The sequence below is a fragment of the Streptomyces sp. NPDC003284 genome (genome assembly GCF_053589675.1).
Genome location: NZ_JBSFSI010000005.1, coordinates 132,541 through 157,155 on the forward strand (window position 1 = coordinate 132,541; position 24,615 = coordinate 157,155).

Consider the following 24,615-nt stretch of genomic DNA (forward strand, 5'->3'; position numbering starts at 1 on the left):
CGACGGGGACAAGGAGGACGGCGCCGGAACGGCCCCCGGCACACGGGCGGCGTGCCGGGGGGTGGGGCGCCTGTCTACTTGGCGAAGGCGAGCATCAGCTTCTCCTTGGCCTTGTCGCTGCCGTTGAGGCGGGTGGTGGAGAGGTAGAACCGGCCGTCGACCCAGTCGATGTCACGGGAGAAGAAGCCGTTCTCGATCTCCGCGGTGCCCTGGGGGTTCTGGAGCAGCGTGGCCGGGGTGTGGGCCGTGCCCGCGGTCGGCAGGGACACGACCCGGCCGCCCTGGTCGTAGGACGGCTCGACGTACGCGACGAGCTGTCCGTTCTCCGCCCTGACCGGCAGCATCGTGGTGTCCGAGGGGGACTTGACGCGCCACTTCTCCTTGCCGGTGGAGAGGTTGACCGCGACGATCTCATTGGGCCCGGTGGTCGCCTTGGTGGGCAGGTAGAGGGTGTCGGCGTCGGCCGCCACGCCCTGGCAGCCCTGGAGGTCGCGGTTGAGGATGGCCCAGCCGCACTCGGGCGCGAAGGACCCCTTGACGTCGGCCTGCGAGCGCACCGAGCCGTCGTTGTTCAGGGTCGAGAGATTCCAGTGCTTCTTGTCCTCGTCGGTCGAGTACAGGACGAGCGGATCGACGGAGTAGGTCCGCTGGACCGTCCAGCCCTTGGGGATCTTCCGCGTCCACCGGGCCCTGCCGGTGGCCGGGTCGAGTTCCTGCACCTCGTCGTGGGCGTTGGCGCCGCCCGCTCCGCAGGAGGCGACCGAGACCAGCTTCGGGCCGCCCGCGAACGCGGTCGGGAAGCACGCCTCGCCGTACCGCTTCTTCTCGTACATCTTGGCGCCGGTGTCCACGTTGTACGCGACGCCCGACTGCGAGCGGCCGACCATCAGCGTCTTGCCGGTGACGGACAGCTCGATGGTGAGCGCGCTGTCGAACAGGGCGCCGTCGCCGATCTGCGCCTTCCAGCCCAGCTTGCCGGTGTTCAGGTCGAGCTGCTGGAGCTGGTTGCACTTGGCGCGGTCGCTGCTGCCGCTCATGTACGCGATGACGGCCTTGTCGTCGGCCGTCTTCTGCTCGGTCACCGCGCAGATCTTCTGCGGGAAGGTGACCGGGGCCCAGGTGGGGCTGCCGTCGCCGACGTTGTACGCGAAGACCTGCTTGTACGCCGCCTTCACCGCCGCCTTGCCGGTGATCCACATGCCGGGCGCCTCGGCGCCGCCGTTGGGGGCGTCCGGGGCCTCCTTGTACCAGAGCACCCGGGCCTCGCCCGCCTTGCGGCCGGCGTTGAGGTCGTTCGCGTCCTTGCCGCCGCCGTCGCCCTCGCCGTCGCCCGGGTTGACCGGGGCGTCGGACGCGGGGGCGGCCGAGCCCGACGCCTTGGCGTCACCGCTCTTGTCCGCGACCGGCTTCTTGCCGCCGTCACCGTCTCCGCCGCCGGTGACGGCCCACACGGTGCCGCCGACCACGAGCAGCGCGGCCACCGCGGCACCGATGATCACCGCGGGCCTGCCCTTGAAGGGGTTGCGGGAGCCACCGCCGGGCGGCGGGGTGCCGGGCCCTCCGGGGAACTGCGGCGGCGGATAGCCGTACCCGGGCTGCTGCCCGTACGGACCCGGCTGCTGCGGCGGGCCGTACGGTCCGGCCGCGGGACCGCCGGGCACGGTGGGGGCGTTGTGGGGGCCGGGCTGGGCGCCGTAGGGACCCGGCGGGCCGTACGGGCCGGGCTGCTGCGGGTAGCCGTACCCCGGCTGCGGCTGCTGCGGGGGCTGGGGCGGCTGCGGGTAGCCGTAGCCGGGCACGGGCTGCGGAGGGCCGGAGGGCGGCGGGGTCTTCGACAGCTGCGGCGCGCCCGGGGGCTGCTGGGGCGGCTGGTTCGGAGGCGGGGGCGGCTGGTTCGGGGGCGGGGGCGTGGCCTGCCGCGGATCGCCCGCGGGGCCGGACCCGCCGCTCTGCGGTGGTTGCGGCTGCGAAGCGCCGTCCTGTGGCGGCGGTGCTCCGAAGCCGCCCTGCGGCGGCTGACTGGGCGGCTGAGTCATCAGCGCGTTCCCCCCTCGTTCACTGATTTTTAGCCACGCCCTGAGATCCGTGGTGGACGCAGAGTCGTACGCGGACGTGTCCGGACAGGGTCCGGACGGCCCTTTCTATCACTGGCCGCCGACACCCCACCGTGCCGTACCCGACCCTGTTCCCAAGGGAGAACCGGCCTGTGATGGCCTCGTTACGCGCCCGTGCGCGCCTTCACGCGCCGTTCACACGGCGCGCGTACGCCGTCACACCCGCTATGCGTCCTCGGCGAGTTCGAGCCAGCGCAGTTCCAGTTCCTCGCGCTCCCCCACCAGATCGCGCAGCTCGGCGTCGAGTTCGGCCACCTTCGCGAAGTCGGTGGCGTGCTCGGCGATCCGGGCGTGCAGGGTGCTCTCCTTCTCGGAGACGCGGTCCAACTGCCGCTCGATCTTCTGGAGTTCCTTCTTCGCCGCGCGCAGCTCGGCGGCGCTCCGCTCGGGGGCGGCGGACCCGGCCGCCGGGGCCGGGGCGGACGCGGCGGCGGCCTGCTGCTCCATGCGGTGGCGCCGCTCCAGGTACTCGTCGATGCCGCGCGGCAGCATCCGCAGCGTGCCGTCGCCCAGCAGCGCCTGCACCGTGTCGGTGGTGCGCTCGACGAAGAACCGGTCGTGGGAGATGACGATCATCGAGCCGGGCCAGCCGTCGAGCAGGTCCTCCAGCTGGGTCAGGGTCTCGATGTCGAGGTCGTTGGTGGGCTCGTCGAGGAAGAGGACGTTGGGCTCGTCCATGAGCAGGCGCAGCAGTTGCAGCCGCCGCCGCTCACCGCCGGACAGGTCGCCGACCGGCGTCCACTGCTTCTCCTTGCCGAAGCCGAACGTCTCGCACAGCTGTCCGGCGGTCATCTCCCGGCCCTTGCCGAGGTCGACGCGCTCGCGCACCTGCTGCACGGCCTCCAGCACCCGCACGGAGGGGTCGAGTTCGGCGACCTCCTGGGAGAGATAGGCCAGCTTGACGGTCCGGCCGACGGCGATCCGGCCGCCCACGGGCTGCGCCTCGCCCTCGGTGCGCGCCGCCTGCTCCATGGCCCGCAGCAGGGACGTCTTGCCCGCGCCGTTGACACCGACCAGGCCGATGCGGTCGCCGGGGCCGAGCTGCCAGGTGACGTGTTCGAGGAGCACCTTGGGCCCGGCCTGGATCGTCACGTCCTCCAGGTCGAAGACGGACTTGCCCAGCCGGGACGAGGCGAACTTCATCAGCTCGCTGCTGTCGCGCGGCGGCGGCACGTCCTTGATCAGCTCGTTGGCGGCCTCCACCCGGAAGCGCGGCTTGGACGTGCGGGCGGGGGCGCCGCGGCGCAGCCAGGCCAGCTCCTTGCGGACCAGGTTCTGCCGCTTGGTCTCCTCGGTGGCGGCGATGCGCTCGCGCTCGGCGCGCGCGAAGACGTAGTCGGAGTAGCCGCCCTCGTACTCGTAGACGGCGCCGCGCTGCACGTCCCACATGCGGGTGCAGACCTGGTCGAGGAACCAGCGGTCGTGGGTGACGCAGACCAGCGCGGAGCGGCGCTCGCGCAGATGGGCGGCGAGCCAGGCGATGCCCTCGACGTCGAGGTGGTTGGTGGGCTCGTCCAGGACGAGCAGGTCCTGCTCCTCGATGAGCAGCTTGGCCAGCGCGATCCGGCGGCGCTCACCGCCGGAGAGCGGGGCGATCACGGTGTCCAGGCCCTTGGGGAAGCCCGGCAGGTCGAGCCCGCCGAACAGCCCGGTCAGCACGTCGCGGATCTTCGCGTTGCCCGCCCACTCGTGGTCGGCGAGGTCCCCGATGACCTCGTGCCGCACGGTCGCCTCCGGGTCCAGCGAGTCGTGCTGCGTGAGCACGCCCAGCCGCAGCCCGCCCGCGTGCGTGACCCGCCCGGAGTCGGCCTCCTCCGCCTTGGCCAGCATCCTGATCAGCGTCGTCTTGCCGTCCCCGTTGCGCCCGACGACCCCGATCCGGTCCCCTTCGGACACGCCGAGCGACACCCCGTCGAGCAGCGCACGCGTTCCGTACACCTTGCTGACGTTCTCGACATTGACCAGATTGACGGCCATTTCACTCCTGCCCGGGGGGATGGATCGACTGTCAAGCGTAGGGCCTGCGGAACAGGGGCCGGAGCGTGGGAGTGTCCTCACTCGCTGTGATGACCTGACCGGGAACGGACGGCTACGGTGGTGGCCGTGCCCCATGACACCGAGATCGGCCTGACAGCCTTCGACCGGATCTGAGCCCCCCTCACACCAGCACGGCTCCCGCCGCCGGGGACCGCGTGACCCGGGCGGCGCGGCAGGTGCCCGAGGCGAGGAGGGCGTCGGCGACGCGGGCGGCGGTCTGCTCGTCGGGGACCAGGAAGGCCGTCGTGGGGCCCGAGCCGGAGACCAGGCCGGCCAGGGCCCCGGCGGCGCGGCCGGCGGCCAGGGTGGCGGCCAGGGACGGGCGCAGGGAGAGGGCGGCGGGCTGGAGGTCGTTGGCCAGGGTGGCGGCCAGCGCGTGCGGGTCGCCCTTGGCGAGGGCGGCCAGGAGGGCGTCGGAGGCGGCCGGTTCCGGGATGCGTACGCCTTCGTTGAGGCGGTCGAACTCGCCGTAGACCGCCGGGGTGGACAGCCCGCCGTCGGCGACGGCGAAGACCCAGTGGAAGGTGCCGCCCACCTCCAGCGCCGTCAGCCGCTCCCCGCGCCCGGTGCCCAGCGCGGCGCCGCCGACCAGGCTGAAGGGCACGTCGCTGCCGAGTTCGGCGCAGATGTCGAGCAGTTCGTCGCGGGAGGCGCCGGTCCCCCACAGCGCGTCGCAGGCCAGCAGGGCGCCCGCGCCGTCCGCGCTGCCGCCCGCCATGCCGCCGGCGACCGGGATGTCCTTGGCGATGTGCAGATGGACGCCGGGGCCGCGGCCGTACCGCTCGGCGAGCTTCTCGGCGGCGCGGGCGGCCAGGTTCGTGCGGTCCAGCGGGACCTGGCCGGCGTCCGGGCCCGCGCAGGTCACGCGCAGCTCGTCGGCCTCGGTGGCGGTGACCTCGTCGTACAGGCCGACGGCCAGGAAGACGTTCGCCAGGTCGTGGAAGCCGTCGGGGCGGGCCGCGCCCACCGCGAGCTGGACGTTGACCTTGGCGGGGACACGGACGGTGACGCTCACAGTTTCCGGGCTCCTTGTGTTCCGCGGGCCGTCGCTCGGGCCGTCGCCCGGGGCGCCGCCCGTACTGCCGGACGGTTCGTCATGCGGGCTGTCGCCCTGGGTGCGGCGCCCGCGGCCCGTGCTCCGCGATGCGCGCGAACTCCGCCACGGTCAGCGACTCGCCGCGCGCCTGCGGCGACACCCCGGCGGCCACCAGCGCCGCCTCCGCAGCGGCGGCGGACCCGGCCCAGCCGGCGAGCGCGGCCCGCAGCGTCTTGCGGCGCTGTGCGAAGGCCGCGTCGACGACCGCGAACACCTCCCGCCTGGTCGCGGTGGTCTTCGGCGGCTCGGCACGGCGGACCAGGGACACCAGACCGCTGTCGACGTTCGGCGCGGGCCAGAAGACATTGCGGCCGATGGCACCGGCCCGCTTGACCTCGGCGTACCAGTTCGCCTTGACGGACGGCACCCCGTACACCTTCGAGCCGGGGGCGGCGGCGAGCCGGTCGGCGACCTCCGCCTGCACCATGACGAGGGTGCGCTCGATGCTCGGGAAGGTTTCGAGCATGTGCAGCAGCACGGGCACGGCGACGTTGTACGGCAGGTTCGCCACCAGCGCGGTCGGGGCGGGCCCCGGCAGCTCGGTGACGTGCATCGCGTCGGAGTGCACCAGCGCGAACCGGTCGGCGCGCTCGGGCAGCCGGGCGGCGACGGTCGCGGGCAGCGCGGCGGCCAGCACGTCGTCGATCTCGACGGCGGTGACCCGGTCGGCGGCCTCCAGCAGCCCCAGCGTGAGCGAGCCGAGCCCCGGCCCGACCTCGACGACCACGTCCTCGGAGGTGACGTCGGCGGTGCGGACGATACGGCGGACCGTGTTCGCGTCGATCACGAAGTTCTGGCCGCGCTGCTTGGTGGGGCGGACACCGAGGGCCGCCGCCAGCTCGCGGATGTCGGCGGGGCCCAGCAGGGCGTCGGGGAGGGGGCTGCTCACCGCACCAGGGTACGGGGCGCGGCCACCTGCTCCGTCGGCCGCCCGCACCCCGGCGGTGCCCCGGCCGCCAGGACCGCAGCCGGTTCCCCCTAGGACCGCAGCCGGTCCCCGCACTGCGGCCAGGGGGCGGCGCCGCGCTGCACGTAGAGCTTCTTGGCGCGGTACGTCTGCTCCTCGGCCGGGGCGTCCTGGGGACGGCCGTCGCCGCCGAGGCTGTGCCAGGTGTCCTGGTCGAACTGGTACAGGCCGCCGTACGTGCCGGACGGGTCCTCCGCGTCCGGGCGGCCGCCCGACTCGCACTGCGCGAGCCCCTGCCAGTCCAGCCCGTCGGCGCCGCGCACCGTCGGCGGACGCGGCCGTGTGCCGACCTTCACGAGCTGCGTGCGCGGGGCGCGCACCACCTCCGACCCCAGCTGCCGCGGCCGCTGGCGTACGCCGTTGACGCTGCGCAGGGAGTACGTGATCCGGCGCACCCCGGGCCGCCCGGCGCGCTCCACGACCTCGGTGCCGCGGAAGAGCCCGGGGTCGGCGACCCGGCGCACGACGAACGGGATCTGCTCCTCGCGCACCTCCCGTCCGCCGGTGATCCGCAGCACGGTGACCGTCTGCCCGTCGCGCGGGAAGCTGTCCTGCGGGACGGAGGTGGTGTCCTGGCCGCGCAGCGTGACCCCGGCCTCCTCGACCGCCTCCCGCACGGTCGCCGCGTTGGTGCGGACGGTGCGCGGGCGGCCGTCCGCCATGACCGTGACGGCGCGTTCGGTGCGGACGTCGAGCGTGAGCCCGGTGCGTCCGATGCGCTGGGAGCGTGCCGCCGACAGATACGCGCCCTCCGCGCGCACCCCCCACTCCCTGAGCGCTCCGCCGACCGTGCGCGCGGTCGTCCACGCCGCGTGCCGCTGACCGTCCAGCGTGAGCCGTACCGGGCGTCCGTAGCGCACCTCGACGGCGTCACCGCTGCTGAGTGCCGTACCGGGGGCCGGGGCCACGGTGTCGTGCGCGCCGACCCGCAGGCCCTCCTCGGCGAGGAGTTCCGTCACGTCGTCGGCGAAGGTGTGCAGATTGCGCGGGCTGCCGTCGACGTCGAGCTCGACCGCCTTGTCGTGGGCGACGAACGCGGTGGTGCCCCCGGCCAGGAACGCGACCACCAGCGCCTGCGGCAGCAGCCTGCGCAGCCCTCCGGTCTCCGGCAGCCGCGCGGGCCGCGGCGCGCGCCGCCGCGCCCGCCGGCGCCCGCCGGTGCCGCCCTGTACGACGGGTGCGGCCGGACCGGTCGCCTGCCGGGGCAGCACCGGCCGCACGGCGGACCGCCGGGCCCCGGACCGCTCGGCGGCGGCTTCGTAGGCGGGCCGGTAGGTGTCCTGGTAGGGAGGCGGGGCCTCCGGGGCCCCCGGGGTCTCCAGGGTCTCCGGGGTCTCCGGGGTCTCCTCGGGCAGAACGGCCGTCCCGTACGTCCCTGACGCTCCGTGTCCGTATGTCTCGTAGGGCGCGTGGGGCGCGTGGGGCGCGTGGGGCGCATACGTCGTCCCGTACGTCTCCTCGTACCGCGCGTACGCCTCGTACGTCTCGTACGGCGATCTGCTCACACCGACACACTCCTGGAGGCCGAGGTCCGGGCCCGGGGCGGCCGGGCCCCGGTACCTGATCGGGCCCACAGAACCTAGCGGAGCACCCGTCACTCTCCAAAGCGACGCGACTACGCTCAGTGCACGGCGGGTGCCGGTGCGCGCCGGTGCGCGCCCGCGGCGTCAGTAGCCGAAGGCGCGGGCGGTGTTGGCGGCGAGCGCCGTGGCCAGCGTGTCCTCGTCGGTGCCGCGCACGGCGGCCATCGCACGCACCGTCACCGGCACCAGATAGGGCGCGTTGGGCCGCCCGCGGTAGGGCGCCGGGGTGAGGAAGGGCGCGTCGGTCTCCACCAGGACCAGTTCCAGCGGGGCGACGGCGAGGGCGTCCCGGAGGTTCTGGGCGTTCTTGAAGGTGACGTTGCCCGCGAAGGACATGAAGTAGCCCGCGCGGGCGCACACCTCGGCCATCTCCGCGTCGCCCGAGTAGCAGTGGAACACCGTCCGCTCGGGGGCGCCCTCCTCCTTGAGGACGCGCAGCACATCGGCGTGGGCGTCCCGGTCGTGGATGACGAGCGCCTTGCCGTGCCGCTTGGCGATCTCGATGTGGGCGCGGAAGGACCGCTCCTGCGCGGCGACGCCCTCCGGGCCGGTGCGGAAGAAGTCGAGACCGGTCTCGCCCACGCCCTTGACCTGGGGCAGCGCCGCCAGCCGGTCGATCTCGGCGAGCGCCTCGTCGAGGGCGGCGTCCCCGCCCGGCCGCCGCGCGCCCTGCCGGGACCAGCCGTCCGGGTCGCCGTGGACGATCCGGGGCGCCTCGTTGGGGTGGAGGGCGACCGCCGCGTGGACGTTCGCGTGCGCCGCGGCCGTCTCGGCGGCCCAGCGCGAGCCGTTCACGTCGCAGCCGACCTGGACGACCGTGGTCACCCCCACCGAGGCGGCCTTGGCCAGCCCCTCCTCGACCGTGCCGGACTGCATGTCGAGGTGGGTGTGGGAGTCGGCGACCGGTATCCGCAGCGGCTCGGGGAGCGGGGGCGCGGCGTTCTTGTCGGCGTCGCCGCTGTGGGCTTTCGAGGGCATGCCCCGATCCTACGAAAGGAGCGTGTCGTCGAAAGGGGCGTGCCGTCGCGGATCCGGCGGCGTGCGCCCCCTCCCGGGCGCCGGTGCCGTCAGCCGGCCTTGCGGTGGAACGGGTGCAGCAGATCGGACAGGTGCCAGTGGTGCTCGTGACCGGCCGCGTGCCCCTGGCCGTCCCCGTCCGGCTTCCGGTCCGCCGCCTCCTCCCCGGGCGCGGACTCGGGCGCGGACTCGGATCCCGGGCCCGTCGCGGGCTGCCGACGCTGGTGGTGCTCACGCTCGTGCAGATGGCTCTGCGCGGACGAGACCCGCCCGGCGCCCATGATGCGCACGACGTGCCCGTCGCAGTTCTTGCAGGTGGGCCTCGTCAGCGGCGACGGCACGACCCGGCCCTCCGCCACGTACAGCACGAACTCGCCGCCGTCGGCGTCCGTGTGGTGCTCTATCTCGTACGACTGCTCCCAGCCGTGCCCGCAGCGCATGCAGGCGAAGGAGTACGACTCGTTGACGACGGCGGTGGCCGTACCGCGGTGGCCGGTCTGTCCTGCGATCTCGCTCATGCCAGCTCCTCGTGTCCGCTGGACGTGGGACGGTGCGTCCCTCTCTCCAGTTGACGCCTCCACCAGCGTGAACGCACCGGGCCTGTCGAGTGTTGGATCCGATTTGGGGGTTGCTTGCCCAAGGCTCCCCTGAACGGCCGGTCTCGCTTTGCATTCCCGAAACGCCGCTTTACTCCCGCATGGGGCGCGCGCTCATGGGAGATACGCCCTGCTCAGAGGGGGTGTGAGCAAGATCTCTCAGCACCCGCCGCCGTCAAGGCGCGTCCCCGCGCTTCACCCGGCGCAACCGAACCGCGCGCACCGCCGCCGACGCCCCACAGGTCCCGTCGCTCTCACCTGTCCCTGCGCGTACCTCGGCTGTCCCTGCGCGTAGCTCGGCTGTCCCTTCGGGGACCTCAGCCGGAGTGCTTGGCCGCCACCACCGCGTCGAACACCTCGCGCTTGGGCAGCCCGGCCTCGGCGGCGACCGCCGCGATGGCCTCCTTGCGCCGCTCGCCCGCCTCCTCGCGGACCCGCACCCGCCGCACCAGCTCCTCGGCACCGATCTCCGCCGGCCCGGTCTCGGGCGCGCCCTCGACCACGACGGTGATCTCGCCGCGCACCCCGCCGTTCTCCACCGCCCAGGCGGCCAGCTCGCCGAGCCCGCCGCGCCTGACCTCCTCGTAGGTCTTGGTCAGCTCCCGGCAGACGGCGGCCCGCCGGTCGGCGCCGAACTCCTCGGCCATCGCCGCGAGGGTGTCCTCGATACGGTGCGTGGACTCGAAGAAGACCAGGGTGCGCCGCTCGGCGGCGACCTCCCGCAGCCGCGAGCGGCGCTCGCCCGCCTTGCGGGGCAGGAACCCCTCGAAGCAGAACCGGTCCACCGGCAGCCCGGACAGCGCCAGCGCGGTGAGCACCGCGGACGGTCCGGGCACCGCGGTGACCCGGACGTCCCGCTCGACGGCCGCCGCGACCAGCCGGTAGCCCGGGTCGGACACGGAGGGCATGCCCGCGTCGGTGACCAGCAGCACCCGCGCCCCGCCGGTCAGCTCCTCGACCAGCTCCGGGGTGCGGGCGGACTCGTTGCCCTCGAAGTACGACACGACACGCCCGCGCGGGGTCACGCCGAGCGCCTGGGCGAGGCGGCGCATCCGCCGGGTGTCCTCGGCGGCGATCACATCCGCCTCGGCCAGCTCCGCGGCGAGCCGGGGCGGCGCGTCCTGGACGTCGCCGATGGGGGTGCCGGCCAACACAAGGGTTCCTGTCACGCCCCCATCCTCTCAAGCACGGCGACCGCCCCTCGCCCGCCCGCCGGAGGCCCCCTCCCCGGGGCACCGCGTACGCCCGGCGGAGCCCATGCACGGGACTCGCACAGCGCGGTTCCCTACGATGGCGCGGTGACCAGTACCGCGTCCTCCACGGACCCCCGGCAGGACCTGGCCCCGGACGACGGGCGCCCCGAGTGGCAGCGGCGGCTGCGCCGCTTCGGCCGCGCGGGGGAGCCGACGGGGCCCGCAGCCGACGTGCGCGAGCGCCTGGTGCCGCCGTTCGCCCGGCCCGGCGCACGGCTGTGGACGGCCCTCGGCGTCCCGCTCGCCGTCGGCGCGCGCCTGGCCCGCTGGTCGGAGTGGGGCGGCCCGCTGCTGGTCACGCTGTTCGCCGGGGTGCTGCGGTTCTGGAACCTGGGCAGCCCGAAGGCGGTGATATTCGACGAGACGTACTACGCCAAGGACGCGTGGGCGCTCGTCCACCGCGGCTTCGAGGTCAACTGGGACAAGAACGCCAACGACCTGATCCTCGGCACCGGCGGCCATGTCCCCGTGCCCGCCGACGCGGCGTACGTCGTGCATCCGCCGGTCGGCAAGTACGTGATCGGGCTGGGCGAGCTGATGTTCGGGTTCAACCCGTTCGGCTGGCGCTTCATGACCGCGCTGCTGGGCACGCTCTCGGTGCTGCTGCTGTGCCGGATCGGCCGCAGGCTGTTCCGCTCCACCTTCCTCGGCTGCCTGGCGGGCACGCTGATGGCGGTGGACGGACTGCACTTCGTGATGAGCCGCACCTCGCTGCTCGACGGGGTGCTGATGTTCTTCGTGCTCGCCGCCTTCGGCTGTCTGCTGGCCGACCGGGACCGGGCCCGCGCGAGACTGGCCGCCGCGCTGCCGGTCGGCGCGGACGGCCGCGCCCGGCCCGACGCGGACGTCGCGGACACCCTCCGCCTCGGGGCGCGCCCCTGGCGCTGGCTGGCGGGCCTGATGCTGGGCCTGGCCATCGGCACCAAGTGGAACGGCCTGTACGTCATGGCCGCGTTCTGCGTGATGACCGTGCTGTGGGACGTCGCCGCCCGCCGCACGGCCGGCGCCCGCAGCCCCTACCGCGCCGTCCTCCGCCTGGACCTGGGCTGGGCCTTCCTCTCCACGGTCCCGGTCGCGGTCGTCACCTACATCTGGTCGTGGGCGGGCTGGATCTTCTCCCCCACCGACGGCACCGGCGGCTACTTCCGCAACTGGGCGGCCACCGACGGCCGCGGCAGCTCCTGGTCCTGGCTCTTCCCGGACTGGTGGCGCAGCCTGTGGCACTACGAGCACGAGGTCTACAAGTTCCACGTCGGCCTGTCCTCGCCGCACACCTACCAGTCCAACCCGTGGAGCTGGCTCGTCGACGGCCGCCCGGTCTCCTACTTCTACGAGTCCCCCTCCCCCGGCACCGCCGGCTGCCCTGCCGACGCCGGCGACAAGTGCGCCCGCGAGGTCCTCGCCCTCGGCACCCCGATGCTGTGGTGGGCGGCCTGCGCCGCGCTCGTGTACGTCCTGTGGCGCTGGTTCTTCCGCCGCGACTGGCGCGCGGGCGCGATCGCCTGCGGCGTCGCCGCGGGCTACCTCCCCTGGTTCCTCTACCAGGAACGCACCATCTTCTTCTTCTACGCCGTCGTCTTCGTCCCCTTCCTCTGCCTCGCCGTCACCCACCTCGTCGGCGCCCTCCTCGGCCCCCCCACCGCCACCGACACCCGCCGCGTGGCCGGCGCCACCGGCGCGGGAGTCCTCGTCCTCCTCATCGCCTGGAACTTCATCTACTTCTGGCCCCTCTACACCGGCACCGCCATCCCCATCGACGACTGGCGGGCGCGGATGTGGCTGGATACGTGGGTGTAGCTGGGCGGACACATCACGGGGGTGCGGCGGCCGGCCGCGCCCTCGTGGTCGCTGTCGGCCATCAGTGGCCACTGCCGGACCCCGGCAGGGACGGCGGCGACACGCTGCCGGGGGCGGCCTCTGGCTCACCCGCGTGCGCCGTGCGAGGCTGCCGGTGGGGGGACGACGACATGAGGCACATACCTTTCTTCCGCTGGGTTCTGACGGCCGGTCTCATGCTCTTCGCGTGTTCGGCGGGGCTGTACGCGACCGGGTCGGATCCGGAGCTGTCCGCGGCGCGTCAGATCGACTTGGCGGTGGTCGATGAGAAGGCTGACGGCACCTGCCGGGTCCAGTGGAGCGACCCGTACGAGAAGAAGACGCGGGAGGGGCCGTACCACTGCGACGCCGGCCGGAGCGACCTTCTCAAGGCACCCAACTTCCAGGACAGCCGGGGCTACGGCTGGGAGTCCGGGTTCATGTTCACGGAAGGGCCGAACCGGGGGGACCTGGACGATCCGAAAGCCTCCTCGGAGGAGGACTTCACCACCTCGGACACCCTCCTGCTGCTGGGACTCCTGCTCATCCTGATCGGGATGGTCGGCGGCAACCTCCGCGCCCTCCCCCGGGTCCTCGGCGTGGAGGCCCGGCTCGTGCGTCGCGCGACCCGGCTCGCCGAGGCTGCCGGGTGGGCGGCCGAGGACTACGCGCGGGCCGTGGACGCGGTGCGGGACGCCGAGCGCCACGGGTCGCTCGACGCGGCACCTGACCCCGAACTGGTCCGCTCCCTCTGGGTTCTGCGGGAGGCCGGGCCGCAGGCGCACAGGGCGGCGGCGGACGCCCGGAAACTCGCGAACCGGCTGCACCCGCTGCTCGGGGAGGCGGCCCCCGCCGCCGGGCTGCGGAACAGACTCCAGGCCGGACCGGCCGCCCGCGCCGACGCCGAGGCGGCGGTCACCGAGCTGCGCCGGCTGGTGGCCGACGCCGAACGGCACGGTCTGTGGGAGCGGTTCGCGCAGACATCGGTCGACCTGCTCCGGGGGCAGGACGCCGACCGGGCCGCCATCGCAGCCGGGACAGACTTCGAGCGGGACCCGGACGCCTACCGGCGGCTCCTGGAGAGCCTCACGCCCACGGCGGCGGCCCTGCCGGCGCCTCGCCGACGCCGCCGTCGGCGATACTGACCGCCCCACCCGGAACTGGCCCTGTACGGACGGCACTCGTATCACAGCCAGTCCCGGCCGCCGAGGCAGCCGCCTCCCGGCTCGCGACGCTCAGTCACTGCTGCACGAAACCTGAGCCAGACCCCATCGGGGATCCGGCCTCGCCCTCGAAGACGACCCACGTTCCACGGGCCCCTGCGAGTCCTCCGCGCAGGGCCAGGTCTCCTTCGCCCAGCCGACCACGGCTTCGTCGTCCCGCTCCATCGCCCGTCGGGCCGGGACCTGGCAGGACCAGCCGTTGCTGACCAGCGGCTCGCGCACCCCCTGGATGGTGTGGGCAGGGCGGAAGCGCCGGCCGATCACGGTCTTGATCCAGCACTGGGCCCACCGCTGGTCGTGGGCCAGGAGCCGGTTGCAGGTGCCGTCGGCCGACCAGCGGCGGAAGCGTTCGTAGACCGTCTTCCACGGCCCGTACCGCTCCGGCAGGTCCCGCCAGGCAGCCCCGGTGGACAGCTTCCACAGGATCCCGTTGACCACCTGACGGCGATCCCGCACCGGCCGGCCCATTCGCGGCGGAGCCAGCAGCGGCCCGATCACCGCCCACGACTCATCAGTCAGCTCATGACGACGCACCACGAACAGACCAACGACCCACCCACTTTGCGGACACGTCCTAGCCGCTCTCTTGCGGTGTCAGATTTACAGCGGGCTCAGTCCACCGCTTGCGACCTGCGGTGTCCCGTGCACCGCCCTCTGCCGGGGGACACCTGGGGGACCGGAGTCAGGTCAAGACCCGCACGGACAAGCGGGCAGGCAGTGAGCACCGCCTTAGGAGAGGGGCGGGGCGATCTATGGGCTGAGCTGCGCCATCGCTGGCCGAGGAAGCGAGCGGCTACTCGACTACGGGGCGCCGGTGTTGACCGTGGCTGACCCCTGCATCTGGCACGGTTGTGGCACGAACCTCAGCCGACGACAGTCAGCCACGACGGCGGGTATGCCGACGGACTAGGCGCGCGTGTGCCTCGCTGCACCCCCACTGGCCGCCATCACGCTACCCGTGTCGTCGACCGGAGCAAGCGACGACGGCCGGTACCTGACAACGGTTCAGCCCCAGCTTGGGAGCTCAGGCGATCTGGGGCTCTGCAGGGGCGACCAGCAGCCGGGAGGATATCGACGCTCGGTGATTGGTTGCGTCGGTTTCCCGATGCTCCCCGTCGTTCCCCGCACGAACTGGTAGGAGCCTAGGACCGACACCCTCCGCCAAAGCTGGCCAGCCAGCACTCCTCGGCCACTGACATCCAGGGTCGGCCGGGGACCGTTCGGCGTTGCGATAGCCCAACTTGCCGAGCTGTGCCAACCTCGGTGCAGCCGCAAGGAGTTGGCCATATGATGACGGGACGCGCACCACAGGAGGGGTAATGGGGCTGGCACTTGCTTTGGTCGTGGGAATTGACGCCTATAAAGATCGCTGGCCAAAGCTTTCATGCTGCGCCCATGACGCCGACCAAGTTGCAGCTTTGCTTCAGATGCAGGAGTACGGATTCAACGTCACGCTCCTCCAAAATGAAGAGGCCACAAAGACGGATATTTTGCGATGGCTCGTTGACGCAAAGAACTCCGGGGCCGACAAGATTCTTTTTTATTTTTCCGGTCACGGCGCTTCCACGGATCTCGGTCACTACCTCGTCACATACGACAACCGTGATTTTGACGAAGGTGTAGCTCTACCTGACATTCTCCGAATCTTGGAGCCAAGTGAAACTCAAGATTCTCAGGTTCTCGTACTACTCGACTGCTGTCACTCTGGTGGCGCAGTAACCGGGGCTGGCGGATCCGTTATCCGCGTCGCGGAGCTGAGGAATTCAGACATCTTGGAAGTGGTGCGACAGGTAGAATCATCTTCGGCCGTTGTAGCGGCATGCACAGAAAGCCAGACTGCCTGGGAAATCAATAACCTCGGACACGGGATATTCACCTACTACCTTCTTTATGCACTGACCGGAGCGGCTGCAGATCACACGGGCAGCGTGACTGTTCATAGTATTTATGAGGTGATCTCGCGTGAAATGTCCAAAGGGAGGTCAGGGCATGACCAACTTCCTGTCTTTGGAGGTCGGGTCCGCGGACGTCTTTTGATCGGCAGTGGGTTTACGCCAGAGCTTGGCCCTCCCCCGCCGGATTCGGAATATGAGCGCTATGAGAGTGAGGCTCAGGGATTTCTGGACTCGTATAACAGGTTCAAGTCAGGTTTTGACATCACCTCTTGGCGTAGCGACGGACACTATGCTTCATGTCGTCGACTTGAGAAAATTTCGAAATGGTTTGACGACAAAGATAGGACACAAGGCCTAGCTACTCGCGCCCGCTACAAGCAGGCTCGCGATACGTTGACGCGTTATCAAACCGAGCTCGGATTGATCGAGGTCGACACTAAGATGAAGGAGGGGATGGTCACTCGGCAGATTGGCGCAGGCGGGTTCGGTTCGGTCTGGAAGGTAGTCGATCCCAACGCGGAAAATAATGCCTATGCCTATAAGGTGTACCATCCACACGAACTGCATGACCGTGAAAAAGTAAAGCGGTTCCGGAACGGATATGACGCGATGGAGCTGCTGGCGCACCCTCAAATCGTGAAGGTGCATCGTTATAGCGACTGCCCAACTGGCTTCGTGATGGACTACATTGATGGCAGCAATTTGCGAGAATTGCAGCCCGGCACATTCATGCCTCCAGCGGACACTATCTCCATTTTGCTGAAGTCTGCAGAGGCAATTGAGCACGCGCACCTGCACGGCGTGATCCACCGGGACATTAAACCGGAGAACATTGTATGCCGATACACCAATGACGGTGAGTACCTCCCGTACCTCACGGATTTCGATCTGGCCTGGTTTAGTACGCAAACTCAGAGGGCAACAAAAAGTGCAATGGGGGTCGTCTACTATGCCGCTCCCGAGCAGTATATTGCATTCGACCCCAAAGCAGCTCACAGTCGAGAGCCCACGCTAGACGTTTTCTCATTCGGGCAGCTTCTTGCTTTCTGTTTCGTTAATCGCGATCCTGACCCTCTCAATGTGACGGGCAATGCGGAGAAGCTGAACAATGCAGTCAAGGCTGCCTGCTCGAACGAGTCATCCTCAAAGCTTATGCAGCTGTACGAGGACTGTGTTCAATTTGACCCGCGCCAGCGCGTGCAAGATTTTTCTGAAATAGTTGGTCGCCTAGGGGAGATTCATAACGAGCTCCAACATACGGAGCTGGACGTCCAAATTACTACCGCGCAATACTCAAAGGAGCTCGCCTTTCAAATTACTCGCAAAGCACAGAGGCAAGAAGATATATCGTCTTTCCTTAGCGCTTCGGGCGCCTGGGAAGCCTCAATCGAGTGGCGAGAAAAGCCTTCTGGTCGCGAGTATCGTCCCTTGCTCGTGTTGCGTCTCGCCCCGACTAGGCGCGTCTCGTTGGAGAATGTTTCGAACGATAGGATGCGTAGAATCCTCAATAGGCGAGTGGATCAGGCTATACAACCATACAGGAATAAGGCTGCTCGCCATCCCGGCCAGCGCGGGGCTTACGAAGTCTTCGTCGAGTGGTTTCCCTCTCGGATGATTCGCAGTGACACCCTGGAACTCGCTGAAATGCTTCGCCGAGTATTTCAGGCCCTTGAAAGCTAGGTTTGACTTCCCCGCATAGGTTGGTGGAGCGGTCTGGCAAAGCTGTGGAGCAGGCCGCTCCAGCCATGGCGTACTTCCGCTCGGCAAGTGGCTGATGCTGTGCGCGGCACGGGCGCCGGCCGGGCTGGAGCGGGGCGGAGACAGGAGCACAGGCCCGGCCGGGGGCCGGGCCGCGCGCGGGGAGCGGAGCGAGCCGCCTTGATGAAGTAGAGAAATTTGTACCGCGCAAGGATCACAACGGTTCTCAAGACCGAGCCGCTACCGACAGCCATACCGCTGCTGACCTGTGTGATCTCCCCTTCAGGCAGGCTAATTCTCACTGCCTGGCCCGCGCATGTCCCACGGACTCCAACTCGCCTATCTGTAGCCGTCCCCAGGCATACGGCTCTTGAGGGCGACGACGCGCGAGCAAAAGGAAGAACGAGTGTCGCAGCAGGCCAGTCCTCAGGGGACCTTCCTGAAGATCGCTGATGCTGTCAAGGCACGAGTTGAGGCGGACCCGGACATGACGGAGCTTCTGTCTGCTGTCACCTCATGGGCGACTACAAGATCTCGCACGGAATCGCTCTCCGGGCGTTCACGGCTCTCCACAAGGAGAGTCTCGCCGAACCGGTGCCGGGTTGGTCGCTGGCGTGTAGTACGTGCAGGTGAGCGGACTGACCGCCGCCCGCTGGAAGAGCGCATCGCGGACATCATCGCGGAGGAGCGCCTGCAAGTCGGAGCAGCGTTCCCTAGCGCGTCGGCTCTTGCTGAGCGGTTCGGGGTCTCGCCGCCGACCGTCACCAGGGCGCTCGACAACTTGGAGGCCGTTGGCGTGCTCGCGGGTGGAGGACAGGGCAGGGTGCGGACCGTCCGCCCCAGGCCGATTCGAGAGGAGCGTTCCTAGCTACCACAGGCTGCCTCCGTTCATGCGATGTGCCAGAGCGGTGCCACGTACTGTTCCGGACGCGTACTGACCATGAGGCTGCGGAGCTCATCTCGCCGGAATCCGCCGAGTCGCAAGACCTCGGAGAGGTGGCGGAAGGTGGTGTGGGTGACTCCACGGGCTCGGGCTTCGGCCTGGAACTCGTCGAGTCGGAACAACACACTGGCGAGATCGGGCTTCGCGGGTGGCTGCTCCTTGAGGCGTGCTGCCTTGTCGCGTTCGTAGTCGATCTCGGAGAAGCCGCAGATCTCGCGGCTGTACGCCTCGGCTTCGGTCAGTGTGGTGGTCGTCATGACGGAGCGGGCCGCGGTGTTGCGGTCGAGGGCGTTGTCCAGGTCGACTTGGTGGACCGTGGGTCCTTCGTCGGTGAGGGGTACGGGGAGGCCGGCGTCGCGTACTTCGCAGGTGCCGCGGATTCCGCGGGCCGTGGCGGTGAGCATGGCTGTGGCTTCTGAGGGGTGCCAGTCCAGGACGGCGGCGATCGAGGCCGTGTCCGCCGTGGTGAAGGTGTGGACGTGGGGGCCGAGGAGGGGGCGCAGGTCGGCGGGTGGGATCTCGCCGTCCAGTCCCGGGCCTGCGATCAGCAGTCGTACCGGGGTGGTTGTCTGGGCGCAGGCGGCGAGGGTGAGGGCGTCGGCGAGGGGGCTTTTGAGTGTGGGTTCGTCGCCGCGGGCGAGGATGTCTCCGCCGACGTCGAGCAGGTCGACGGACCTGGGGGTCAGGCGGTCCACCAGTTCTTCGAGCTGTCGGGTGATGCCCTCGGCGCCGTGGTGCGGGTCGAGCAGGGCGAGAGTGTGGGGGAGTTCTGCTGCGAGTCGGGGGAGGGTGGAGCCTGCCGGGGGGATCGGCCGGGCCTGGGGCGGTACCGAGAGGACGGAGCGGGTGAGGGGTTCGAGGCCCGTGAAGTCGTGGGGGCCGCGCGGCCCGGGGAGGGGGTCGACCAGGAGGCGGTCCCAGGCGTAGGTGAGGATCACCGCCCGCTCGTCGTCGCCGTACAGGGCGGCGTGGAGCATCGCGGCGGCCACCGCGTCGCCTCCGCCCCCTGCCGCGACGATGAGTCTCGTCATGGGGCAACGGTACGGGCTGGGAGGCAGGTCGTTCACCCTGTAGTGGCTAGAGGCGATAGCCACTTTACGAGGAGGGCAGATGCCGCAGATCGAGGAGGCTCAGCCGAAGTATCTCCAGATCGCGCACTACATCCGCGATCAGATTCTTCGGGGTGACCTGCGTGCGGGGGACGAGGTTCCTTCGGAACGCCAGTTGGCTGTCGACTGGAAGGTGTCCCGGCCCACGGCGGCCCGGTCGTTGGAGGCGCTGAGCCATCAGGGGCTGGTCGAGAAGCGCCAGGGCTCGGGCACGTATGTGCGCGGCCTCGAAGTCAACCGGCGGGCAAGGGAGTTGTACGGCCGTGCTCGGCAGACCGGGAAGATCTACCCGCCCGGCGAGTACGCGGTGATCACCTCGGCCGGCTGGGCGGACGCGCCCGCCCACGTCGCGGAGGCGCTGGGACTGGCGAGGGGCGGCCGGGTGGACCCGCGGCGGCGGGTGACCAACAACCAGGACGGTCCCATCACATTGTCCACCTCGTGGTTCGCGTCCGACATCGGCCGGAGCGCGCCGAGACTTCTGGAGCCCGAACGCATCCAGGAGGGCACGCTGATGTACGTGGAGGCGATGACCAGGCGCACGGGCAGCTACGCCGAGGACCGGATGTGCGCCCGGAGCGCCACCGGCGAGGAGGCGGCGGACCTCGAACTGAGCTCTGGATCAGCCGTGTTGGTGGTCCACCACGTGGTCTATGACGCGCAGGACCGGGCCCTGGAGTTCTCCGAGGCGACCTATCCGCCGCACCGCTGGGCGTTCGAGCAGGGGTATCCCCTCACCTGATCGAGGGTCACTTCGCGTGAATGGCTTGCGACCTCAAGTGGCTAATGCCACCACCCAGTAAGTGGCTAAGGCCACTTACTGGAGAGGGTGGGCGAGTCGTTCGCGTGTGGCGGCGGCCTTCACCCTGGGGCGACGACCGGGATCGCGCCTCATCGAGCGGTGCCGCTTCGCAGAGCGACGGCTGTGGCAAGGAGTGAGGGCCCGTGTCATTCGTGATCGACCGGTATCCCGGCGAAGAGTCTCCGCGGCTCGGGGCGATGGCGTTGCAGCCGACTCCGGGCTCCGTCCCCCGGGCCCGGAACTGGTTCCGCAAGTTCATCGCCCCGTACAACCCGCTCTGCTCGGTCGACGACTGCACGCTGATGATCTCCGAGTTGGTGACCAACGCGATCCTCTACGGGCGGTCGGACGAAGAGTGGCTAGTACGGGTGGAGTGGTTCAAGGAGAAGACCTCGCTGCGGGTGGAGGTGCACAGTCCGGGGTTCCCGGCGAGCGTGCGCCTTCGCCGGCCCGACACCGACGACGCGCACGGACGCGGTCTGCTCCTGGTCGACTCCATCGCCGACTCCTGGCACTCCGGCCCGAGCCGATTCGACGGGACGGTCGTCTCCTTCGTGATGACCGACGCCTGGACCACGTGACGGGCACATCACCCGTTGCCCGGGGAATCGAACGCGCCGACCGGACAGAGAGACCTCTCCAGCGGGGCTCCCCCTCCCCATGTACCCCCATACCTGGATCTGCCCGGAACAGCTGATCTCTCTTCGGACACCATCCGGCAACAGGCGCCGCCGTAGGCTTCGGTTCCGCATAGAGTTCGAGGCACGCATCGCCTTTGAACGCGTTCAAGAAAGCCCGCGCGGGCGAAGGCGCCATGGGAGGGACGGGGAGGAGCGCGGTGATGCGCAAGGGGACCAAGGCCGCCGTGGTGGGCGGGGTCTGCGTCGTGCTGGTGGGCGGGGCGGTGTACGGGGGGTACACGATCGTCTCGGCACTGGAGGGGGACGCGACCGCGAGCGAACCGGCGCCCGCGCGGACGGGGCCGCCGACGCGGGACGAGGTGAAGGACACCACGTCGAAGTTCTTCGCGGCCTGGGAGAAGGGCGACGCGACGAAGGCCGCCTCGTACACCAACTTCCCTCAGGACGCGCAGCAGTTGCTGTCCTCCTACGGGCGCGAGGCGCACATCACGGATGTGCATATCGCGCCCGGTGCCGCCACCGGCACCACCGTGCCCTTCTCGGTGAAGGCCACCGTCTCCTACGGCGGAAAGACCGCGCCGCTCGCCTACAGCAGCAAGCTGTCCGTGGTGCGCGGCGAGACCAGCCACCGGGCGCTCGTCGACTGGCAACCGGTGCTCGTGCACCCGCAGTTGAAGAAGGGCGACACGCTGGTCACCGGCGACTCCGCCGCCCCGCCGATCGAGGCCGTCGACCGCGATGGCAACGTTCTCACGAAGGACAAGTACCCCTCCCTGGGCCCGATCCTGGACGCACTGCGGTCGAAGTACGGCGACAAGGCGGGCGGTTCCCCGTCCGTCGAGCTGAGCATCCACCACGCCGACACCAACGCGGCCGAGACCCCGCTCATCACCCTCGCCAAGGGCAAGCCGGGCAAGCTGCGCACGACGCTCAGCGCGAGCGCCCAGGCGGCGGCCGAGAAGGCGGTGGACAAGTTCGCCGAGTCCTCCGTCGTGGCCGTCCAGGCGTCCACCGGCGAGGTGCTCGCGGTCGCCAACCACCGCGCGGACGGTTTCAACGCGGCGTTCCTGGGCCAGTTGGCGCCGGGGTCCACCATGAAGATCGTCACCGCCGCCGCCCTCATCGACAACGGCCTCACCAAGGCGAGCGGCCCCGCGCCCTGTCTGCCGGACGTGCTGTGGGAGGGCCAGACCTTCCACAACCTCAAGGGCATGCAGCCCGACGAGCACGCCACCCTCTCCGACAGCTTCGCCCGCTCCTGCAACACCGCCTTCATCAAGTTCACCCCCAAGCTGAAGTCCGACTCCCTCAGCCGGGAGGCCCAGGAACGCTTCGGGCTCGGCCAGGACAACTGGAAGACCGGCATCCCGTCCTTCGACGGCTCGGTGCCGGCCGTCGACGGCCCGGACCGGGCGGCCAACCTGATCGGCCAGGGCCGGGTGCAGATGAGCCCGCTGAACATGGCCTCGGTGACGGCCACCGCGATCACAGGCGGCTTCCACCAGCCTGTCCTGGTCTCCGCCGGTCTCGACGACCGCGAACTGGCCACGGCCAAGGGCCTTCCCGCGAGCACCGTCACCCAACTGCGGCAGATGATGAACCGCACCGCCACCAGCGGCACCGGCGCCGCCGCGATGGCCGGGCTGAGCGGCAGCATCGGCGCGAAGACCGGCTCCGCCGAGGTCGACGGGCAGGCCAAGTCCAACAGCTGGTTCACCGGGTACCGCAACGACGTCGCGGCGGCGGCCATGACACAGGAGGGCGGCCACGGCGGCGACGCGGCCGGTCCGATCGTCGCGACGGTGCTGCGCGCGGCGGGCTGAGGCACCTCCGCCGCCCGGTCCGCCCCTCCCCGGGGTAGGGCCGCGCCCCCCGCCGCGCACCTCCACTGCCCCGTCCGGCGTGCGCCCCGGCGCCGTATGTCGCAGGTTGGCTACGGACGGTCCGAGTCGGCCACCGCGACGGACCCGGACCCTAGGGTGGTCCGGGCGTGTCTCAGTACGGCAGTACGGCAGTACGGCCGTCGCGCGACAGCACGGCAGCACGACAGCACGGCAGCACGACACCACGGGGACGACAGGACGACGGCGGCCACGGCAGCGCGGGCGGCGCGGCGGGGCCCGGCAGCGCGGAGGACGGAAGCCAGTGGGCAGGAGAAGGCGCGTCGCCGAGCGGCGCAGAACGCGGCCCGCGGTGGTCGGCGGTGTGGTCGCCGTGGTCGTGGGCGGCGCGGCGGTCGGCGCCTACACGCTCTCCGGCGGCGGTGCCGAGGCCGAGGGCCGCACCACGTCGGCGGCCGGCACCCACAAGAAGGTGCGGACCGGGCCCGTGACGGCGCTGGAGGTCCAGACCACGGCCGGGCGGTTCCTCACCTCCTGGCAGCAGGGCCGGGCGGCCGAGGCGGCCGCCTCCACCACCGACTCCGCCGCGGCCTCGGCGCTGCTCGCCCGATACGCCAAGGACGCCCGCCTCAAGGACGTCACCCTGACCCAGGGCACCCCGCGCGGCGGCACGGTGCCGTTCTCCGTGAAGGCGACGGTCTCCTACCAGGGCGTGAGCAAGCCGCTGGCGTACGACAGCGCGCTGACCGTGGTGCGCCGCGCGGCGGACGGCATACCCGTGGTCGACTGGCACGCGGCCGTCGTGCACCCGGACCTGAAGGACGGCGACACCCTCGTCACCGGGGCGTCCGGCACCCCGCCGGTCAAGGCCCTGGACCGGGACGGCGGCGCGCTCACCACAGCCGCGTACCCGTCACTGGGCTCGGTCCTGGACGGGCTGCGCGAGAAGTTCGGGAAGACGGCGGGCGGCCGGGCGGGCGTCGAGCTGCGCGTGGTGCGCGGCGCCGCGTCGAAGAAGGCCGAGCTGGCGGACAAGACCCTCGTCGAGCTGAGCAAGGGCACCCCGGGCACGGTGCGCACCACCCTGAGCCCGGCGCTCCAGTCGGCCGCCGAGCAGCAGGTCGCCGGGCGGGCCCGCGCCTCGGTGGTGGTGCTGCGCCCGTCCACCGGCGAGATACTCGCGGCGGCCAACAGCGGGCACGGCTTCGACACCGCCCTCCAGGGCTCCCTGGCGCCCGGCTCCACGATGAAGGTGATCACCGCCTCGCTGCTGCTCGACAAGAAGCTGGCGGCCGTGGACAAGGAGCACCCGTGCCCCAAGACGTTCAGCTACGGCGGCTGGACCTTCCACAACGACGACGACTTCGAGATCAAGGGCGGCACCTTCAAGGCGAGCTTCGCCCGCTCCTGCAACACGGCCTTCATCAGCCAGGCGGGCAAGCTGAAGGACGACGACCTGACCCGGCAGGCCCGTGAGGTGTTCGGGCTGGCGCGGGACGACTGGTCGATCGGGGTGCCGTCCTTCGACGGCGCGGTGCCGGTGCAGTCGGCCGCGCAGAAGGCCGCCTCGCTCATCGGCCAGGGCGGGGTCCGGATGAACCCGCTCAACATGGCGTCGGTGGCCGCGACCGTCCGGGCGGGCACCTTCCACCAGCCCTATCTGGTCTCCCCGGACACCGGCAAGCGCAAGCGGGCCACGGCCTCGCGCACGCTGTCCGCGTCCACCCTGTCCCAGCTGCGGGAGCTGATGCGGTACACGGCCGCCTCCGGCACCGCCGCCCAGGCGATGGCCGGACTCGGCCCCGACTACGGCGCGAAGACGGGGTCGGCGGAGGTCGACGGGCAGGAGAAGCCGAACGGCTGGTTCACCGCCTACCGCGGCGACCTCGCCGCGGCCGGTGTGGTCCAGGCGGGCGGCCACGGCGGCGACACGGCGGGCCCGATCGTCGCCGCCCTGCTGAAGAAGGGCGGCTGAGCCGTGGGGA

General features: G+C 70.7%; 18 protein-coding genes. 8 read left to right on the forward strand and 10 right to left on the reverse strand.

Going from position 1 to position 24,615, the window contains the following annotated elements:
- Positions 1-74: 74 nt before the first annotated feature.
- The 8 genes from ACWDYF_RS12970 to rsmI all read right to left on the reverse strand — a co-directional run bounded on the left by ACWDYF_RS12970 (position 75) and on the right by rsmI (position 10,579).
- Positions 75-2,036 carry an outer membrane protein assembly factor BamB family protein gene (locus ACWDYF_RS12970; RefSeq protein WP_389462938.1) on the reverse strand — a complete coding sequence of 654 codons (1,962 nt, stop codon included), beginning with the start codon at positions 2,034-2,036 and terminating at the stop codon, positions 75-77.
- Between the two features lie 243 nt (positions 2,037-2,279).
- On the reverse strand, positions 2,280-4,091 hold the full coding sequence (locus ACWDYF_RS12975) for an ABC-F family ATP-binding cassette domain-containing protein (protein WP_389462939.1): 1,812 nt from the start codon (positions 4,089-4,091) through the stop codon (positions 2,280-2,282).
- A gap of 181 nt (positions 4,092-4,272) precedes the next feature.
- Complete coding sequence (locus ACWDYF_RS12980; RefSeq protein ID WP_389462940.1) at positions 4,273-5,166, reverse strand: 4-(cytidine 5'-diphospho)-2-C-methyl-D-erythritol kinase; 894 nt, start codon at positions 5,164-5,166, stop codon at positions 4,273-4,275.
- 79 nt (positions 5,167-5,245) lie between these two features.
- Positions 5,246-6,136, reverse strand: a complete 891-nt coding sequence (gene rsmA / locus ACWDYF_RS12985; protein WP_389462941.1) for a 16S rRNA (adenine(1518)-N(6)/adenine(1519)-N(6))-dimethyltransferase RsmA — start codon at positions 6,134-6,136, stop codon at positions 5,246-5,248.
- An 89-nt stretch (positions 6,137-6,225) separates the two neighbouring features.
- Complete coding sequence (locus tag ACWDYF_RS12990) at positions 6,226-7,719, reverse strand: ubiquitin-like domain-containing protein (RefSeq protein ID WP_389462942.1); 1,494 nt, start codon at positions 7,717-7,719, stop codon at positions 6,226-6,228.
- 162 nt (positions 7,720-7,881) lie between these two features.
- Complete coding sequence (locus ACWDYF_RS12995) at positions 7,882-8,775, reverse strand: TatD family hydrolase (protein ID WP_389462943.1); 894 nt, start codon at positions 8,773-8,775, stop codon at positions 7,882-7,884.
- Positions 8,776-8,864: 89 nt separating this feature from the next.
- Entirely contained in the window at positions 8,865-9,332 is a 468-nt protein-coding gene (locus ACWDYF_RS13000; RefSeq protein WP_381737593.1) for a hypothetical protein, read from the reverse strand.
- A 395-nt stretch (positions 9,333-9,727) separates the two neighbouring features.
- Positions 9,728-10,579, reverse strand: coding sequence for a 16S rRNA (cytidine(1402)-2'-O)-methyltransferase (rsmI, locus tag ACWDYF_RS13005; RefSeq protein ID WP_064533599.1), 852 nt, complete (start codon positions 10,577-10,579; stop codon positions 9,728-9,730).
- A gap of 129 nt (positions 10,580-10,708) precedes the next feature.
- Here rsmI and ACWDYF_RS13010 point away from each other — a divergent pair, with 129 nt between their 5' ends.
- Together ACWDYF_RS13010 and ACWDYF_RS13015 are read left to right on the forward strand one after the other, a co-directional pair.
- On the forward strand, positions 10,709-12,460 hold the full coding sequence (locus tag ACWDYF_RS13010) for a dolichyl-phosphate-mannose--protein mannosyltransferase (RefSeq protein ID WP_389462944.1): 1,752 nt from the start codon (positions 10,709-10,711) through the stop codon (positions 12,458-12,460).
- A gap of 170 nt (positions 12,461-12,630) precedes the next feature.
- Complete coding sequence (locus tag ACWDYF_RS13015) at positions 12,631-13,623, forward strand: hypothetical protein (RefSeq protein WP_389462945.1); 993 nt, start codon at positions 12,631-12,633, stop codon at positions 13,621-13,623.
- A gap of 90 nt (positions 13,624-13,713) precedes the next feature.
- Here ACWDYF_RS13015 and ACWDYF_RS13020 read toward each other — a convergent pair whose 3' ends face one another.
- Complete coding sequence (locus ACWDYF_RS13020) at positions 13,714-14,235, reverse strand: transposase (protein WP_451584279.1); 522 nt, start codon at positions 14,233-14,235, stop codon at positions 13,714-13,716.
- Between the two features lie 785 nt (positions 14,236-15,020).
- Here ACWDYF_RS13020 and ACWDYF_RS13025 point away from each other — a divergent pair.
- The gene (locus ACWDYF_RS13025) at positions 15,021-17,276 is read left to right on the forward strand and encodes a protein kinase domain-containing protein (protein ID WP_389462946.1); all 2,256 of its coding nucleotides are present in this window, start codon (positions 15,021-15,023) and stop codon (positions 17,274-17,276) included.
- A 505-nt stretch (positions 17,277-17,781) separates the two neighbouring features.
- On the forward strand, positions 17,782-18,162 hold the full coding sequence (locus ACWDYF_RS13030; protein ID WP_389463297.1) for a GntR family transcriptional regulator: 381 nt from the start codon (positions 17,782-17,784) through the stop codon (positions 18,160-18,162).
- A gap of 20 nt (positions 18,163-18,182) precedes the next feature.
- Here the strand turns inward: ACWDYF_RS13030 and ACWDYF_RS13035 are convergent, their stop codons facing one another.
- Positions 18,183-19,268 carry a DUF1152 domain-containing protein gene (locus ACWDYF_RS13035; RefSeq protein ID WP_389462947.1) on the reverse strand — a complete coding sequence of 362 codons (1,086 nt, stop codon included), beginning with the start codon at positions 19,266-19,268 and terminating at the stop codon, positions 18,183-18,185.
- 79 nt (positions 19,269-19,347) lie between these two features.
- On the opposite strand from ACWDYF_RS13035, the gene ACWDYF_RS13040 reads away from it, so the two are divergent.
- The 4 genes from ACWDYF_RS13040 to ACWDYF_RS13055 all read left to right on the forward strand — a co-directional run bounded on the left by ACWDYF_RS13040 (position 19,348) and on the right by ACWDYF_RS13055 (position 24,605).
- Positions 19,348-20,088 carry a GntR family transcriptional regulator gene (locus tag ACWDYF_RS13040; RefSeq protein WP_389462948.1) on the forward strand — a complete coding sequence of 247 codons (741 nt, stop codon included), beginning with the start codon at positions 19,348-19,350 and terminating at the stop codon, positions 20,086-20,088.
- Positions 20,089-20,291: 203 nt separating this feature from the next.
- A complete protein-coding gene (locus ACWDYF_RS13045; protein ID WP_389462949.1) occupies positions 20,292-20,729 on the forward strand; it encodes an ATP-binding protein in 438 nt (145 codons plus the stop codon).
- 260 nt (positions 20,730-20,989) lie between these two features.
- A complete protein-coding gene (locus tag ACWDYF_RS13050; protein WP_389462950.1) occupies positions 20,990-22,612 on the forward strand; it encodes a penicillin-binding transpeptidase domain-containing protein in 1,623 nt (540 codons plus the stop codon).
- A 322-nt stretch (positions 22,613-22,934) separates the two neighbouring features.
- Positions 22,935-24,605, forward strand: coding sequence for a penicillin-binding transpeptidase domain-containing protein (locus ACWDYF_RS13055; protein WP_389462951.1), 1,671 nt, complete (start codon positions 22,935-22,937; stop codon positions 24,603-24,605).
- Positions 24,606-24,615 lie beyond the last annotated feature (10 nt).